The sequence below is a fragment of the Rhodovulum sp. DZ06 genome (assembly GCF_050586345.1).
Taxonomy (GTDB): domain Bacteria; phylum Pseudomonadota; class Alphaproteobacteria; order Rhodobacterales; family Rhodobacteraceae; genus JBOCEF01.
The window spans coordinates 1-15,499 of record NZ_JBOCEF010000073.1; the positions used below are offsets into that span (position 1 = coordinate 1).

General features: G+C 71.4%; 17 protein-coding genes. 9 read left to right on the plus strand and 8 right to left on the minus strand.

Annotation, left to right across the window (positions count from 1 at the left end):
* The first annotated feature begins 152 nt into the window (after window positions 1-152).
* Window positions 153-755 (plus strand): VUT family protein, encoded by a 603-nt coding sequence (locus ACQ5SO_RS20320; protein ID WP_430943482.1) that lies wholly within the window; start codon window positions 153-155, stop codon window positions 753-755.
* A 506-nt stretch (window positions 756-1,261) separates the two neighbouring features.
* On the opposite strand, the gene arfB is transcribed toward ACQ5SO_RS20320, so the two are convergent.
* Both arfB and ACQ5SO_RS20330 read right to left on the minus strand, forming a co-directional pair.
* Window positions 1,262-1,681, minus strand: coding sequence for an alternative ribosome rescue aminoacyl-tRNA hydrolase ArfB (arfB, locus tag ACQ5SO_RS20325; RefSeq protein WP_430943483.1), 420 nt, complete (start codon window positions 1,679-1,681; stop codon window positions 1,262-1,264).
* Window positions 1,682-1,830: 149 nt separating this feature from the next.
* Window positions 1,831-2,724, minus strand: coding sequence for an amino acid ABC transporter substrate-binding protein (locus ACQ5SO_RS20330; RefSeq protein WP_430943484.1), 894 nt, complete (start codon window positions 2,722-2,724; stop codon window positions 1,831-1,833).
* Between the two features lie 345 nt (window positions 2,725-3,069).
* Between ACQ5SO_RS20330 and gatB the strand changes: the two genes are divergently transcribed.
* Both gatB and ACQ5SO_RS20340 read left to right on the plus strand, forming a co-directional pair.
* Window positions 3,070-4,584, plus strand: a complete 1,515-nt coding sequence (gatB, locus tag ACQ5SO_RS20335) for an Asp-tRNA(Asn)/Glu-tRNA(Gln) amidotransferase subunit GatB (RefSeq protein ID WP_430943485.1) — start codon at window positions 3,070-3,072, stop codon at window positions 4,582-4,584.
* A gap of 501 nt (window positions 4,585-5,085) precedes the next feature.
* Window positions 5,086-5,436, plus strand: a complete 351-nt coding sequence (locus ACQ5SO_RS20340; protein WP_430943486.1) for a hypothetical protein — start codon at window positions 5,086-5,088, stop codon at window positions 5,434-5,436.
* A 67-nt stretch (window positions 5,437-5,503) separates the two neighbouring features.
* Here ACQ5SO_RS20340 and ACQ5SO_RS20345 read toward each other — a convergent pair whose 3' ends face one another.
* Both ACQ5SO_RS20345 and ACQ5SO_RS20350 read right to left on the minus strand, forming a co-directional pair.
* Window positions 5,504-5,689 carry a hypothetical protein gene (locus ACQ5SO_RS20345; RefSeq protein WP_430943487.1) on the minus strand — a complete coding sequence of 62 codons (186 nt, stop codon included), beginning with the start codon at window positions 5,687-5,689 and terminating at the stop codon, window positions 5,504-5,506.
* Window positions 5,686-5,961 carry a BolA family protein gene (locus ACQ5SO_RS20350; RefSeq protein WP_430943488.1) on the minus strand — a complete coding sequence of 92 codons (276 nt, stop codon included), beginning with the start codon at window positions 5,959-5,961 and terminating at the stop codon, window positions 5,686-5,688. Before ACQ5SO_RS20350 ends, ACQ5SO_RS20345 begins: the two co-directional genes overlap by 4 nt.
* 319 nt (window positions 5,962-6,280) lie before the next feature.
* On the opposite strand from ACQ5SO_RS20350, the gene ACQ5SO_RS20355 reads away from it, so the two are divergent.
* Entirely contained in the window at window positions 6,281-6,973 is a 693-nt protein-coding gene (locus tag ACQ5SO_RS20355) for a molecular chaperone DnaJ (protein WP_430943489.1), read from the plus strand.
* Window positions 6,974-6,985: 12 nt separating this feature from the next.
* On the opposite strand, the gene ACQ5SO_RS20360 is transcribed toward ACQ5SO_RS20355, so the two are convergent.
* Window positions 6,986-7,768, minus strand: a complete 783-nt coding sequence (locus ACQ5SO_RS20360; RefSeq protein ID WP_430943490.1) for a thermonuclease family protein — start codon at window positions 7,766-7,768, stop codon at window positions 6,986-6,988.
* A gap of 334 nt (window positions 7,769-8,102) precedes the next feature.
* Here ACQ5SO_RS20360 and cobS point away from each other — a divergent pair, with 334 nt between their 5' ends.
* The 4 genes from cobS to ACQ5SO_RS20380 all read left to right on the plus strand — a co-directional run bounded on the left by cobS (window position 8,103) and on the right by ACQ5SO_RS20380 (window position 11,832).
* Window positions 8,103-9,092 carry a cobaltochelatase subunit CobS gene (cobS, locus tag ACQ5SO_RS20365; protein ID WP_430943491.1) on the plus strand — a complete coding sequence of 330 codons (990 nt, stop codon included), beginning with the start codon at window positions 8,103-8,105 and terminating at the stop codon, window positions 9,090-9,092.
* Window positions 9,093-9,099: 7 nt separating this feature from the next.
* Window positions 9,100-9,462: a hypothetical protein gene (locus ACQ5SO_RS20370; protein WP_430943492.1), complete on the plus strand. Its 363-nt coding sequence runs from the start codon at window positions 9,100-9,102 to the stop codon at window positions 9,460-9,462.
* Window positions 9,463-9,476: 14 nt separating this feature from the next.
* Window positions 9,477-11,360: a cobaltochelatase subunit CobT gene (gene cobT / locus ACQ5SO_RS20375; protein WP_430943493.1), complete on the plus strand. Its 1,884-nt coding sequence runs from the start codon at window positions 9,477-9,479 to the stop codon at window positions 11,358-11,360.
* Between the two features lie 175 nt (window positions 11,361-11,535).
* Complete coding sequence (locus tag ACQ5SO_RS20380) at window positions 11,536-11,832, plus strand: ankyrin repeat domain-containing protein (protein WP_430943494.1); 297 nt, start codon at window positions 11,536-11,538, stop codon at window positions 11,830-11,832.
* Window positions 11,833-11,936: 104 nt separating this feature from the next.
* Here ACQ5SO_RS20380 and ACQ5SO_RS20385 read toward each other — a convergent pair whose 3' ends face one another.
* Window positions 11,937-12,245, minus strand: a complete 309-nt coding sequence (locus tag ACQ5SO_RS20385; RefSeq protein ID WP_430943495.1) for a hypothetical protein — start codon at window positions 12,243-12,245, stop codon at window positions 11,937-11,939.
* 214 nt (window positions 12,246-12,459) lie between these two features.
* On the opposite strand from ACQ5SO_RS20385, the gene ACQ5SO_RS20390 reads away from it, so the two are divergent.
* Window positions 12,460-12,864, plus strand: a complete 405-nt coding sequence (locus ACQ5SO_RS20390; RefSeq protein ID WP_430943496.1) for a hypothetical protein — start codon at window positions 12,460-12,462, stop codon at window positions 12,862-12,864.
* A gap of 125 nt (window positions 12,865-12,989) precedes the next feature.
* On the opposite strand, the gene ACQ5SO_RS20395 is transcribed toward ACQ5SO_RS20390, so the two are convergent.
* Window positions 12,990-14,315: a class I SAM-dependent methyltransferase gene (locus tag ACQ5SO_RS20395; RefSeq protein WP_430943497.1), complete on the minus strand. Its 1,326-nt coding sequence runs from the start codon at window positions 14,313-14,315 to the stop codon at window positions 12,990-12,992.
* A gap of 185 nt (window positions 14,316-14,500) precedes the next feature.
* The coding region (hemH, locus tag ACQ5SO_RS20400) for a ferrochelatase (protein ID WP_430943498.1) at window positions 14,501-15,499 on the minus strand (999 nt) is incomplete at its 5' end.

Below are 15,499 nucleotides of genomic sequence, written 5' to 3' on the forward strand. Positions count from 1 at the left end.
GCGCGCCCCGCCCGCCGCGCCTGCATCCGGCCCCCCGCCCCTTGCCAGCGGGCCGCGCCCCCTGTATGCGGCGGCCTTTCCCGTCCGGCCCAGCCGGCCTTGGCCCCTTTCGCGCATCCCCGCGCCCCGGCCCTGCAAGGAGACCCTCCGACATGACCCGTGGACTCGCGCTCGGCATCCTCGCCATGACCGCCATCGTGGCGGCCTCCAACATCCTCGTGCAGCACCTGCTGGGCGACTGGCTGACCTGGGGCGCCATGAGCTATCCCTTCGCCTTCCTGGTCACCGACCTGACCAACCGCGCCTACGGCGCGACGGCGGCGCGCAAGGTCGTGGCGGCGGGCTTCGTCGCCGGCATCGCCTGCTCCTTCATCGCGGCCGCGTTCGACGCCACCACCTTCCGCATCGCGCTCGCCTCGGGCCTCGCCTTCCTCGCGGCGCAGATGCTGGACGTGAGCGTGTTCGACCGGCTGCGCGCCGGGTCCTGGTGGCGGGCGCCGCTGGCCTCGTCGCTGATCGGCTCGGCGGTCGACACGGGCCTGTTCTTCTCGGTCGCCTTCGCGGGGAGCTTCACCTTCCTCGACCCGGCGGACGACGTGTCCTGGGCGGGCGAGGCGATCCCGCTTCTGGGCATGGGCCCGGCCGCGCCGCTCTGGGTCTCGCTCGCCGTCGCGGATTTCGGGGTGAAGCTCGCGCTGGCGCTCATCGCCCTGGCGCCGTTCCGCGCCGCCTCGCGCCGGATCGCGGCGGCCTGAGCCGCCGGGCGGGCGGCGCCGCGCGCCCTGCCCGCCTCCCTCTCATGCCATCCCGTGCAAGGGGCGCCTGCAATGCGGGCGCCCCTTGTGCTTTGCCGCCCATTTTGCGGGCGGCGCAAACGGCGCCACAAGATTTTCGAAAGTCAACCCCACGCAAGGCTTTACAGGCGCCGAAGCGGCAGGCACGCTTTTCTCATCCAACCACAACAGAAAGGAGGTGTCCGATGATCAGTGAGAACCTGGGACCGACGGCGGGGCTTGCGCGCGAGGACCGCGTTTAAGGGAGCAGCCTCTCTGCCGACGGCACGCGTGCGGACGCAATCTGCGCCGCCTCCGCTCGTCGGACCCACCTCACGACCGCCGGTGATCTGCCGGGGGGAAGGGCCGGAGCCTCGGGGCTCCGGCCCTTTGCGTGTCCGGGGGGGGGGCGGAGGCTTCACGAGGCTCGGAAACCGGGGGGCGTCGCCGCCCCGCCGTCTCGCGCGCCGCCCGCCCGGGGCCGCCCCTCACTCCGCCTCGGGCTTGCCGCGCAGCGCCTTGACCGCGCCGCGGCGGGTCTTGGCGTCCATGCGGCGGCGCTGGCTGCCCTTGGTCGGCTTGGTGGGGATGCGCCGCTTGGGCCGGTGCGTGGCCTGCTCGATCAGCGCCTTGAGCCGCTCCAGCGCGTCCTCGCGGTTGCGGGCCTGGGAGCGGTGCGCCTCGGCGCGGATGATCACCGCCCCGTCCTGGGTCCAGCGCCGCCCCGCCAGCCGCTTCAGCCGCGCCTTCACGTAGTCGTTCAGATGCGGGGACCGCGCCGCCTCGAAGCGCAGCTCCACCGCCGTCTCCACCTTGTTGACGTTCTGCCCGCCGGGGCCGGACGACCGCGAGAAACTCTCGGTCAGCTCCCAGTCGGCGATGGAGATGTCGTCGGTGATGCGGATCATCGCGGGCGGCCCTTTCCTCTCGGCCCCCTGCATCCCCCGGCGCGGCGCCCGGGGTCAAGCGCCCGCCACGCAGCGCCCCGCCCGCCGCGCGCCGCGGGCGCCCCGCGGGCCACAGGCGAAGGGCCGGGCGCGGCGCTCCCCCGCCGGGATCACTCCGGGATCGCCACCACCTCGTAGACCGCCTCGGTCAGCGGGCTCAGGTTCACCCGGCCCATGGCCGAGCGGATGTGGTCATAGATCTCGCCCGAGCGGTAGATCCGGCTCAGCCCCTGGTCGACCAGCAGCCGCAGCCCGGTCTCGCCGCGCTTCATGGTCAGCGCGTAGGGCTCGAAGGAATAGAGGTCCGGCGCCACGTGGAGCGGCGCCAGCGGGGCCATGCGCCCGAGCTGGTAATAGAGGATCGACTGGTCGCCGATATAGGCCTCGATCTCGCCCGCCTGCAGGGCGGCGAGGCCGTGCACGTGGCTCGGGAACGGGGCGACGGGGCTGGTGGCGCCGTGCTTGCGCAGAAGCTCGGGGGCCAGCGCCTCGGTGGTGGTGCCGGCGAGCACCCCGACGGGCTCCGAGGTCAGGTCCGACAGGCTCTCGGCCCCGCCCTTGCGGAACACGACGCCCGCGCCGGCGATGAAATAGGGGATCGAGAAATCCAGCGTCTCGCGCCGGGCGATGGTCTGGGTGGTGGGGCCGCAATGCAGATCCACCTCGCCGTCCCGCACCGCGGGGAAGCGGGTCTGCGAGGTGACGGGCTTCCATTCCACCTTCAGGTCCGGGACCCCGAGCGCTTCGCCGATATGGGACGCGAGCGCGGCGCAGAGCGCGACCGCCAGCCCCTCGGGGGCGCCGCCTTCGTCGCGGTAGGAGAAGGGCGGCGCGTCGAGCCGGTAGCCGAGGGTGAGAACGCCGCGCTCGGCGATGGCCTCCAGCGCGTCGGCGCGCGCGGGCGTCGGCGCCGCGGCCAGCCCGCACAGCAGCGCGGCCGCGGCGGCGGCCCCGGCCAGCGCGCGCGCGGCGCGGCGGCGGACGTCTTGCAGTCGTCGGTTCATGCCGAACCCCTTTCCCCCCGGAATGGCGGATACGATGCGACGGGGCCGGGCCGGTTGCAAGCGCCCGCGGACGCCCGCCGCCGCCCCGCGACGCCCTGTCCTGACTTCCGCAGCGGAAGGCCCGGCGTCCCGCGGCGCGACGCCGGCGCCGCCCCCGGCGTCGCGCCGCGGGACGTCGGGGGACGCCGCCGGCGGGCGCCCTGCATCCCGGTCTTCGCCCCGCCGCGGCCCGCGGGCGCCTCCGCCGCGCGGCGCCGGGCTGCGCGCCCCTCTGGAAAAGCCGCGCCGCCCGCGCTATTGGACCGGAACGACCCTCAAGCTGACGCTGAATGGAGACGCCCTCCCATGCTCGACCTCGCGCACACGGCCCCCGAGCCGAAGATCATCCCCGGCGTGACCGGCGACTGGGAGCTGGTGATCGGCATGGAGGTGCACGCCCAGGTCCATTCCAACGCCAAGCTGTTCTCGGGCGCCTCGACCAGCTTCGGCGCCGAGCCGAACGCCAACGTGTCGCTGATCGACGCGGCCATGCCCGGCATGCTGCCCGTGATCAACGAATTCTGCGTCGAGCAGGCGATCCGCACCGGCCTCGGGCTGAAGGCGAAGATCAACCTGTTCAGCCGCTTCGACCGCAAGCAGTACTTCTACCCGGACCTGCCGCAGGGCTACCAGATCAGCCAGTTCAAGGACCCGGTGGTGGGCGAGGGCGAGGTGATCGTCGACATGGCCCCCGGCATCGCCCGCAAGGTGCGGATCGAGCGCATCCATCTCGAGCAGGACGCGGGCAAGTCGGTGCATGACCTCGACCCGGCGCTGTCCTTCGTCGACCTCAACCGCACCGGCGTGGCGCTGATGGAGATCGTCTCGCGCCCCGACATCCGCGGGCCGGAGGAGGCGGCGGAATACGTGCGCAAGCTGCGCCAGATCATGCGCTATCTCGGCACCTGCGACGGCAACATGCAGGAAGGCTCGCTGCGCGCGGACGTGAACGTGTCGGTCTGCCGCCCCGGGCAGTACGAGAAATACATGGAGACGCAGGACTTCTCGCATCTCGGCACCCGCTGCGAGATCAAGAACATGAACTCCATGCGCTTCATCCAGCAGGCCATCGACTACGAGGCGCGCCGCCAGATCGCGATCCTCGAAGACGGCGGCAAGATCGACCAGGAGACCCGCCTCTACGATCCGACCAAGGGCGAGACCCGGTCCATGCGCTCGAAGGAAGAGGCGCATGATTACCGGTACTTCCCCGACCCGGACCTGCTGCCGCTCGAATACCCGCAGTCCTGGGTGGACGAGATCGCCGCCTCGCTGCCCGAGCTGCCGGATGAGAAGAAGGCGCGGTTCGTCACCCAGTACGGCGTGACCGAGTACGACGCCGGGGTGCTGACGGCCGAGGTGGAGAACGCCGCGTTCTTCGAGGCGGTCGCCGCGGGGCGCGACGGCAAGAAGGCCGCGAACTGGGTGATCAACGAGCTCTTCGGCCGCCTGAACAAGGAGCAGAAGGGGGTGGCGGACAGCCCCATCTCCCCCGCCCAGATCGGCGGCGTGATCGACCTGATCGAGAAGGGCGACATCTCGGGCAAGATCGGCAAGGACCTGTTCGAGATCCTGTGGAATGAAGGCGGCGACCCGGCCAAGGTCGTGGAAGAGCGCGGCATGAAGCAGGTCACCGACACCGGCGCCATCGAGGCGGTGGTGGACGAGGTGATCGCCGCCAACCCCGACAAGGCCGAGGCGGCCAAGGCCAAGCCGTCCATGTCCGGCTGGTTCGTCGGGCAGGTGATGAAAGCCTCGAAGGGCAAGGCCAACCCGCAGGCGGTGCAGGAGATCGTGAAGGCCAGGCTCGGGATCGAGTGAGGCCCCGCGCCGCCCGCGCCCCGGCCCGGATCGGCGCGCGGGCGGCCCCGGCCGCCCTCCGGGCGCGAATGGGGGGGCCGCCCCCCCCTGAGCGGACGGATCCGCCCCCAGCCTGACGGCGATGCAGCGCCCCGGCCCCGACGGCCGGGGCGTTTCGCGTCTCCCGCCCGGGTGCGCCCGGCCTCGGGGAGGGACGCGCCCTCCCGCTCGCCCGGCCGCCCGCGCGCGGGGCGGGCGGCGGCGCGGGGCGGCGGGCGTCCGGGCCGCGCGCGGGGGCGCCCCGCCCCGCCCGGCGCACCCTCCCGCTAACCGCTTGTTCATGAAGGCGCCGGGGAGGGGTTCCGCGCCGATCCGGCCTTCCCGTCCCCGCGCCGCGTGCTATCGTCTTGCCGACCCGCCGCGACTCGCGCCCCGTCCCCCCCGGGGCCGCGCGGCATGACACGTCCAGGGGCGGCCCGCGCCGCAACCGGCCCGCCCCCGCCGCAAGCAGGACCGAACGCGATGACCCGTTACGAGTACAAGACCGTCGCCGCCCCGCGCCGGGAGCGCCGCTACAAGGGCGTGAAGGCCGGCCACGAGGGCTTCGCCCGCACCATCGAGGACGTGCTCAACGACGAATCCCATGACGGCTGGGAATTCCAGCGCGCCGAGACCCTGCCCGCGGATTCGAAGGGAGGCCTCTTCTCGCGCGGGGGGGAGGTGCTGCACTCGGTGCTGATCTTCCGCCGCGCCCTGCCCGACCCGATGGCCCAGCCCGAGCTGTCGCCGCATCACCAGCCGGTGATCCGCACCGCCCGCAAGGCCGCCGAGGGGGCCGAGGAGCCGACCTCGATCTTCCGCGCCATCGACTGACGGCCCGGGCGCCCCGGGAAAGCCCGGGCGGGCTTGCGGGAGGCCCCCGTCGCGACGAGCCTCCCCCTCAGTCCCCGCCGACCACGACGTCCACGGCGGCGCCGCCGACATCCGCGGCCGCCTCGACCCCGGTCGCGGCGACGCTCACCGCCGCGCTCCCGACCGTCGCCGCCGCATCCACGACGGCCGCCGCCGCGCAGCCGCCGAGCAGGGCCGCGACCGCCAGCGCCGAGGCCGCCCGCGCCCCCCTCACTCCGCCGCGCCCTTCAGGGTCAGCGACAGCGCGTGCACCCGCTCCTCCAGCTCCGCCGCCACCGCCTTGTGGACCAGCCGCTGGCGCTGCACCCGGTTGAGCCCGTCGAAGGCGGCCGAGCGGATCGAGACGTGGAAATGCGTCTCGCCCCCCTCGCGGTAGCCGCCATGGCCGCGATGCTGCTCGGACTGGTCCTCGATCTCAAGCTCGGTCGGCGCCAGCGCCTCGGTCAGCCTGGCGCGCATCCGGTCGGCGTAAGTCGTCTGGGTCATGCTCTCGCCCCTAATCCCTGGCGCGCGGCGCGCGGCAGGGGTTGCCGCGGCCTGCGCGCGGTCCCATATCCCGCGGCCCGGGGGCGCCGCGCAAGCCCCGCGCGGCGCGCTTCCGCATGGCGGGCCGCCGCCCCGCGGCCAACCTTTCGTCAACCCGCCCCCCGGCAGGATGACGCCCCGGCGCCCGCCCCGCGCGCTCCGCCCTGCGGCTGCGGCGCCATCCCGTGAAAGCCCGGCCCCGGGGCGTTTTTCCCCGGGCCGCCATGCGCTAGAGTCATCCGCTCGACTCGCGCCCCCGCTGGACAGGAGGAGAAGGCCCGTGGCGCCGCCCCGCTCGATCTTCGATTTCGACGTCTCCGTCTCGGCCGACAAGGCCCGCCGCCAGCGCAAGCGGGGGATGTCGGGCGCGTTCGAAAGCTCGTCCCGCCCCTGCGAGCACCCGGGCTGCGAGGCCGCGGGCGCCTATCGCGCGCCCCGCTCGCCGCAGCAGCTGGACGAGTACCGTTGGTTCTGCCTCGACCACGTGCGGGAATTCAACAAGAGCTGGAACTTCTACGAGGACTGGTCCGAGGACGAGATCGAGCGGCAGATGCGCAGCGATTCCGTCTGGGACCGCCCGACCTGGAGCTGGAAGGACGTGCCCAAGTCGCCGATCGGCCAGCATCCCCATGCCGAGGGGCGGGCCTGGGCGCGGTTCGGCTTCAACGACCCGCTGGATGCGCTGGGCGAGAACGCGACGATCAATCCCGGCGCCGCGGCGGCCGAGGCGGACCGGGCGAAGGACCTCGCCGCCCGCGCCCTGCGCCGCCTGCCGCCGAATGAGCGCAAGGCCCTCTCGGTGCTGGGCGAGGACGGGATCCGCCCCAAGCCCGAGATCCGCAAGTCGTTCCGCGAGCTGGTGAAATCGCTGCACCCGGACATGAATGGCGGCAGCCGCGAGGATGAGCAGCGGCTGACCCAGGTCCTCTGGGCCTGGGACCAGATCAAGGGCAGCCGCAACTTCCCCGACTGATCCCCGCGTCCCTCAGCGCTTCGCCCGGCGCCAGCCCGCCGCGCGGGCCTCTTCCTCGGAACAGAACCACCGCTCGCCCCGCTTGGCCGAGATGCGGGTGCGGTCGTAATCCGCCTGACCGGGCATGTGATAGATCTGGCCGTTGCCCGAGATGTTGCCCTTGATGGCGCAGCCTGCAGGCGCAGAGGCGGCGGCGACGGGCGCCTCCGGGGCGCCGAACAGCCCCTGCGCCTTGTCCCCGGCCAGGTCCCCCGCCGAGGCCGCGCTGCGCCGCCCGTGGCGCCAGTCCCAGGGCTTGTCGAACGCCCCCGCCCACATGCCGCGGCCCGCCTTGAAGGCGTCGATCTCCTGCGGGACATACCGGTCCGAGAAGCGCCGATAGGCCAGCGCCAGCCCCGCCCCGACCAGCGCGCCCCCGAGGTCGCGCCCGTCGGCGGCGGCGCAGGCGGCGAGAAGGCGGCCATATTTGTCCCGCCCCTCGCCCTCGCAGCGCATGGGGCCGAGCGCCGCCAGCCGCGCCGCCATCGCCGTCGCCGCCTCGCCGCAGCGCCAGGACCGGCCCTTGGCGTCGCGGCAGTTCTGCCCCGCCTCGGGCGCGTCGATGTCGAGGACGCGGATCTTCTCCTCTGCGCCGCCCGGCAGCGACAGGCGCAGCGTGTCCCCATCCACCACCCGCGCGTCGCCGGTCAGCGGCGCCGCCCAGGCGGGCCCGGCCAGCAGCAGCGCCGCGGCCAGCGTCGCCGCGCCGCGCGTTCGAGTCGCACCCGCCGCCGCCGCACGCAGCAGACGCCTCACCGGCGCTCCATACCCGATGGAACGCCGTTTCGCATAAAACGGAACCACTTGCCCCTCACCACCCATGACGTCCGGCGCACCCCTGCGCCGTCTTCCGCGGGGCCTCCCCCGCGTCCGAACCGCTACCCTACCGCACCGCAAGGCGCGGCCCAAGCGCCCAAGGCGCCGCCGCCCCCTTGCCAAGCGGTATTCGCACCATATGCTTCGCTTACCTTTCCCGGAGCTTTCCGGGGCCCACGACCGCCCCGCGCGGGGCCTGCGCCGCACTGTCGGCGCGCCGCGCACAAGGGGCGAAACGGGACCGCAAGGCCCTGAAAATACACGAGTTAACCAAATGGCGGACGGCGCAGGCATGACGGCGATTGAACCCACGATGGACATCGACGTCCGGGAGACCTTCGGGATCGACATCGACATGAAGGTCAAGGGATTCGCCGAACCCACCGACCGCGTGCCCACCCTCGATCCCACCTATCAGTTCGACCGGGACACCACGCTCGCGATCCTCGCGGGCTTCGCCCATAACCGGCGGGTGATGATCCAGGGCTATCACGGCACCGGCAAATCCACGCATATCGAGCAGGTCGCCTCGCGCCTTCACTGGCCCTGCGTGCGCGTCAACCTCGACAGCCACATCAGCCGCATCGACCTGATCGGCAAGGACGCGATCAAGATCCGCGACGGCAAGCAGGTGACCGAGTTCCACGAGGGCATCCTGCCCTGGGCGCTCAAGACCAACACCGCCATCGTGTTCGACGAATACGACGCGGGCCGCCCGGACGTGATGTTCGTGATCCAGCGCGTGCTGGAGGTCGACGGCAAGCTGACGCTGCTCGACCAGAACGAAGTGATCCACCCGAACCCCTATTTCCGCCTGTTCGCCACCGCGAACACCGTGGGCCTCGGGGACACGACGGGCCTCTATCACGGCACCCAGCAGATCAACCAGGGCCAGATGGACCGCTGGTCGATGGTCGTCACGCTCAACTACCTCGACCATGACGCCGAGGCGGAGATCGTGCTGGCCAAGAACCCCGACTACCGCACCCCCGAGGGCGAGACGACCATCGGGCGCATGGTGACGGTGGCGGACCTGACCCGCTCGGCCTTCATGAACGGGGACCTGTCCACCGTCATGTCGCCCCGCTCGGTCATCGCCTGGGCCGAGAACGCGCGCATCTTCGGCGGCGACGTGGGCTTTGCGTTCCGCGTGACATTCCTGAACAAGTGCGACGAGCTGGAGCGCCAGACGGTGGCCGAGTTCTACCAGCGCTGCTTCGGGCAGGAGCTGCCGGAGAGCGCGGCGAGCGTTTCGCTGGGGTGAAACGACGATGCTGCTTCTGCCGCCGCCGGACCCAAGCGCGCTGCTTGATTTCGAGGGTGACACGGAAGAGCGGGCGCTTCTTGTCGAACTGTGGCGCATCGAGGCGTCACGGTCGTACATGTGCCTCAGCAAGGAGTACGCCGTGCCAGGCCTCGGCCTGATCGCGCTGGTGTGCGCCGGGACGATCATCGACCCTGCCGCTGGCAGCGGCCTGTGCATTGTCATAGGCGCGTTCTGCGGGATCGCTTGGCTGATCAACTACAAGAATCCGTTCGCGCCCTCATCCGATCGACGGCGCGAGCGGGTCATCGAAGAACTGGCCAAGCGTGGCATCGACTACGCCACCGTGCTGAAATACGTGAACCGCTAAAAGGTGTGCGTGGGATGACAACCAATAGAAACGACAACCCCGCCGACCCCTTTAAAAAAGCGCTCGGCGAAGCCACCCGCGCGATGGCGAACGACCCGGAGATGAAGGTCACCTACTCGGCCGATCCGCCGGGGATGGCCGGGGACGCCGTGCGCCTGCCGCAGATCACCCGCCGGATGACCCGGGACGAGGTGGTCCAGGCCCGCGGCGCCTCGGACGCCTTCGCCCTGCGCACCCGCTTCCACGACGCCGGTGAGAACGCCCGCTACCGCCCCCAGGGCGACACCGCCCGCGCCATCTTCGACGCGATGGAGACCGCGCGCTGCGAGGCGATCGGGTCCAAGGCCATGCCCGGCGTGGCCGACAACCTCGACGCCCGGCTCGACGCCGAGACCCGGCGGCGCGGCTTCGTCGGGCTGACCGACAGCACCCAGGCCCCGCTGGCCGAGGCGGCGGGCTACCTCGTGCGCCAGCTCGCCACCGGGCGCGAGCTGCCCGAGGGCGCGCGCAACGTGCTCGACCTGTGGCGCGGCTATCTCGAATCCAACGCGGCCGAGAAATTCGCCCGGCTGGACGAGATGCTGGGCGACCAGGCCGCCTTCGCGCGCCTCGCCCGCCAGACCATCGAGGATCTCGGCTTCGGCGAGGAGCTGGGCGAGGACCCCGACCAGGAAACGGACGACGACGAAGAGAACCAGGACGAGCAGGAGTCGGACGAGCAGGAGCCCGAGGAGGGCGGCGACGAGGGCGCCGAGGACGAGCAGAACGACGCGGACGACGACGACAGCGCCCAGGACACCCGCGACAGCAAGGCCATGCAGGCCGCGCTCGAGGACATGGACGACGCCGATTTCGACGAGGACGCCATGGCCGATGACGGCGAGGCGCCCGAGCTGCCCGAGGTTCCGCCGTCGATCTCGGACGCCGACCCCGAATACAAGGCCTTCACCCTCAAGCATGACGAGGAGGTCGAGGCCGAGGACCTGGCGGAGATCGAGGAGCTGGAGCGCCTGCGCGCCTATCTCGACCAGCAGCTGGAGCCGCTGAAAGGCGCCGTCGGGCGCCTCGCGAACAAGCTGCAGCGCCGCCTGCAGGCGCAGCAGAACCGCAGCTGGGAATTCGACCAGGAGGAGGGCGTGCTCGACGCCGCCCGCCTGGCGCGCGTCGTGGCCAACCCCACCACGCCGCTCAGCTTCAAGGTCGAGCAGGACACCGAGTTCCGCGACACCGTGGTGACGCTGCTGATCGACAACTCGGGGTCCATGCGCGGGCGCCCGATCTCCATCGCCGCGATCTGCGCCGACATCCTGGCGCGGACGCTGGAGCGGTGCTCGGTCAAGGTCGAGGTGCTGGGCTTCACCACCCGCGCCTGGAAGGGCGGGCTGTCGCGCGAGGACTGGCTGAACGAGGGTCGCCCGCAATCGCCCGGGCGCCTCAATGACCTGCGCCACATCATCTACAAGCGCGCGGACGCCCCCTGGCGGCGCGCGCGGCCGAACCTGGGCCTGATGATGAAAGAGGGCCTCTTGAAGGAGAATATCGACGGCGAGGCGCTGGAATGGGCGCACCGGCGGATCATGAAGCGCCCCGAGGCGCGGCGGATCCTGATGGTGATCTCGGACGGCGCGCCGGTGGATGATTCCACCCTGTCGGTGAACCCGTCGAACTTCCTCGAGAAACACCTGCGCGACGTGATCGCGATGATCGAGCGCAAGAAGCAGGTGGAGCTTCTGGCCATCGGCATCGGCCATGACGTGACGCGGTATTACTCGCGCGCGGTGACGATCACGGATGCGGAGCAGCTGGCGGGAGCCATTACGGAGCAGCTGGCGGCGCTGTTCGAGAGCGATCCGAGGAAGCGCGCGCGCGGGATGAAGATTTTCCGAAAGGCGGGGTGAGGCCCCGCCAGGCGGGCGGGCGGTATTGCACCGCCCGCCCGGTCCATCAAGGGCGTCCCGTCCCTGAAGCGGACCGCAAGAAGATCCGGGGAGAAGACCCATCGCCCTCACGCTTTCCGCCCTGTTCGACCTCTATCGCGAGGACGACTATTTCCCGAAGGACGCCCCGCTGACGGTGAACACCCGCAGCGAGTTCGGCTCCATGCCGCTGCATTTCGCCGCCCGGCTGGGCGACGTGGAACAGATTGCGCTGCTGCTGGCCAATGGCGCCGATGTGAACGCGGTGGGCGAGGATGGCGCGACGCCGCTGCATGACGCGGCCGGGAACGGGATGAACGAGGCGGCGGAGGCGCTGCTGGCCGCGGGCGCGGACCGGGCGGCGAAGGACGAGGACGGGATGACGCCCGAAGAACTCGCCGCCGACATGGGCGAGGACGACACCGCCGCGATCATCCGGCGCTTCAAGGGCTGAGGGAGCGGGGGCCGGACAGGACCCCGCCGCGGGCAAGACCCGCGCGACGCAAAAGGGGCGCCCCGACCGGGGCGCCCCTTTTGCGTCGCCGCATGCGGCGGCGCTCAGGCCTCCGCCTCCTCGCGCCGCTTCGGGCCGCGCAGGATGCGGATCAGCAATGCCAGCCCCCAGAACAGGGCGGCGAGGCCCGCGAAGACCTGCCAGGCCGGGACGTAGAGGATCGGCTCGACGGCCTGGAACGCCTCGGGCGAGACGCGGTTCTCGAGGCCGGACTGCAGGCCGATCAGGCTTTCCTTGTGATACTGGAACCAGAGCTCGCCCAGTTCCGCCGCCCGGGCGCCCTCGCCCTGCATGTCCTGCGCACGCACGACGCCGGCGAGCACCGCGAAGATCAGACCCAACAGGCGCAGCATGGCCGCCCTCCCCTTTCCAGGCGGGGGCGGACGCGCCCCCTTCGCCTTCCCTGAACACATCGCGGGTTCCGGGCCGAAGGGCAATGCGCTGCACGAGAGCGTGATGGGGTCGGAGGCGGGAGGTGGCGCAAGGTAGGGGCCCGAAGCGCGCCCCGGGACGGGCGTCGGGCCAGGCTCCACCGTCCGGGCCTGCGCTGCACAAGGGGTGCGCCCAATGCCGCTCATCCAAACCAGAGGCGATCCCATGCACCTGCGCGTGTTCTTTTCAGCCGAGCCGGCGGACCCCGCCATCGACCTGGATGACCTGGCGCGACGGATGGCGGCCACGGTCCATCGCCCGGTAAATGCCGCGCCTTACCTTCGCGGCGCCGAGATGGAGCTTCCCTGCCGCAACGGCGTGATCGACGAGGCCGACGCAGGCGACGTGGCGGCGCAGCTGGCACGCTTCGGCGAGGCCCTCGGCCGGGAAGACGGAGGGGGCCGGGTCGGTGTGAACATCTGGATCACGGCGGCGCAGGCCGAGGATATATCGGGGATCAACCTGCCGAGCATCGTCGTGAACGCGGCCGCCGCCCTGGGCGCCGATATCGACATCTCGCTGGCGGTCGCCCCGGCCTGATGGCGCGAACCGACCGCGCGTCCGGGCGCCCGGCGGCGGCGCAGCCGTCCGCCTCCGGCCGCGAGGCGGGGGCGCAAGCCCCCTCCGAGCGGCCGGACACGCCGTGGGCGGTCCCGAAGCCCCCCTCAGGACACCACGCGCAGCCCCGCCCCGCCCGGGGCCTCGGCCTCGCCGAAGGCCGCGCGGGTGGCGGCCTCGATCCGCGCCACGGCGTCCGTCTCCGCCTCCCGCGCTGCAAGCCGGGCGCTGCGCGGCGCGATCCAGTTGCGGTGCAGCGGCGCCGCGTCCCGCTCGCGCCCCAGCATCCACTGCATCACGTTGGACGAGCCATACCGGAACGCCCCGTCGCAGGCCGCGAGGTAGAATTCGAACATCCGCGCGAAGCGCTCGTCATACATCGCCTCGACCTCGGGGCGCACCGCCTGGAACCGCATCCGCCAGTCGCGCAGCGTGGTCGCGTAATGCACCCGCCAGACCTCGGTATCGAGCATCCACAGACCCGACCGTTCCACCGCCAGCATCGCCTCGGACCCGCTCGGCGCATAGCCGCCGGGGAAGATGTACTTGCGCAGGAACGGCCCGGTGATCCCCGGCGGCGCCTTGGTGGAGATCGAGTGGATCAGCGCCAGCCCCTCCGGCGCCAGCCGGTCGCGCACCTTCAGGAAATACTCCTGCAAATGCCCCACCCCGACATGTTCCAGCATCCCGACCGAGACCACCCGGTCGAAGCTCCCCTCCACCTCGCGGTAGTCGATCAGCTCGAACCGGCAGCGATCCGACAGCCCCGCGGCCTCGGCCCGGGCGCGGGCGATGGCGAGCTGTTCGGTGGACAGCGTCACCCCCGTCACCTCCGCCCCCGTCACGGCGGCGAGGTACAGCCCCAGCCCGCCCCAGCCGCAGCCGATGTCGAGCACCTTCATCCCCGGCTCGACCCGCAGCTTGGCGGCGATGTGGCGCTTTTTCAGCAGCTGCGCCTCCTCCAGCGTCTCGTCCCCGCTGGGGTAATAGGCGCAGGAGTACTGCATGTCCCCGCACAGCCACTTGCGGTAGAAATCGTTCCCGAGATCGTAGTGATGCGCCACGTTGCGCCGCGACTGCGCCAGCCTGTTGTGCTGCAGCGCCCGGCGGATCGCCTTCTCCCACGCCTTGATCGCGATCTGCCCGGGGGAGAGGTCGAACTCCCGCTTGTTCAGGAAGAAGATCTCCAGCAGGTCCCAGGCCGAGCCGCCCTCCGGCCCGTCCTCGACCGTCAGCACCCCGTCCATGAAGGCCTCGGCGGCGCGCAGCTCGGGGTTCAGGGCGATCTTCCAGTCGAAACTGGCGTCATGCACCCGGATCGTGACCTCGGGGCCGGGTTCGGCGCCGAAGACATGGGTCTCGCCCCCCGGGCCGTGCAGCGTCAGGCGCCCCTTGCGGATGGCTTTGGACAGGACCTTGGGCAGAAGGTACATGGCGCGGCTCCTCCAGCGACCTGGGAGGGAGCGTAGCAGCACCGGCGGTTATGGAAAACAGCGCCCGCCCCCGGGGCGCGCGCATGGTGACGCAGGCGGCGCCGGTCCGCGCGGGCAGGTCCCCGCCGCCGAACGAAAACGGGGGGCCGCCCGGCCCCCCGCATGTCGTCGCCCGGCGCCCCGGATCAGATCCAGCCCGACAGCTCCGACTTCACGATGGTCTCGATCATGTCCATGTGGTCGGGACGGCTGTTGAGGCAGGGGATGTAGGTGAACTCCTCGCCGCCCGCGTGCTCGAAGCTCTCCTTGATCTCCTCGTTGATCTCCTCGAGCGTCTCGACGCAATCGGCCGAGAAGGCGGGCGCCATCACCGCGATCCGCTTCTTGCCCGCTTTCGCCAGCCGCGCGACCTCCTCGACCGTGTAGGGCTGGAGCCACTCTTCCGGGCCGAAACGGGACTGGAAGGTGGTCACCACCTCCTCCTCCGAGAAGCCCAGCGCGTCGCGCAGGCGGCGCGTCGTGCCCTGGCACTGGCAGTGATAGGGGTCGCCCTTCTTCACCAGGTAGCGCTTGGGCAGCCCGTGATAGGAGGTCACCAGCGCGTCGGGGCGGTGGGAGAGGCCCGCGTAAGCCTCGCGCACCGTGTTCGCCAGCGCCTCGATATACATCGGGTGGTCGTAATAGGGCGGCACGGTGCGGACCGCGGGCTGCCAGTCGAGCTTCATCAGCACGCGGAACAGCTGGTCATTGGCGGTGCCGGTCGTCGCCCCGGCGTACTGGGGGTAGAGCGGGAAGAACAGGATCCGGTCGCAGCCCGCCTTTTGCATCGCCTCGATCCGCTCGGGGGTCGAGGGGTTGCCGTAGCGCATGCAGAAATCGACCAGCACCTCCTGCCCGAACGCCGCCGACAGCCGCTCGGCCAGCGCCTCGGTCTGCTCGCGCGTGGTGGTCAGCAGGGGGGACTCGTTCTTCTCCTGGTTCCAGATGCCCGCATAGGCCTCGCCCGAGGATTTCGGGCGCTTGGACAGGATGATCAGCTGCAGCAGCGGCTGCCACAGGAGCGGCGAGTAGTCGATGACGCGGCGGTCCGACAGGAACTCGTTCAGATACCGGCGCATCGACCAGTAATCGGTCGCGTCGGGGGTGCCGAGATTGACCAGCATCACCCCGATGCGGCGCCGCGG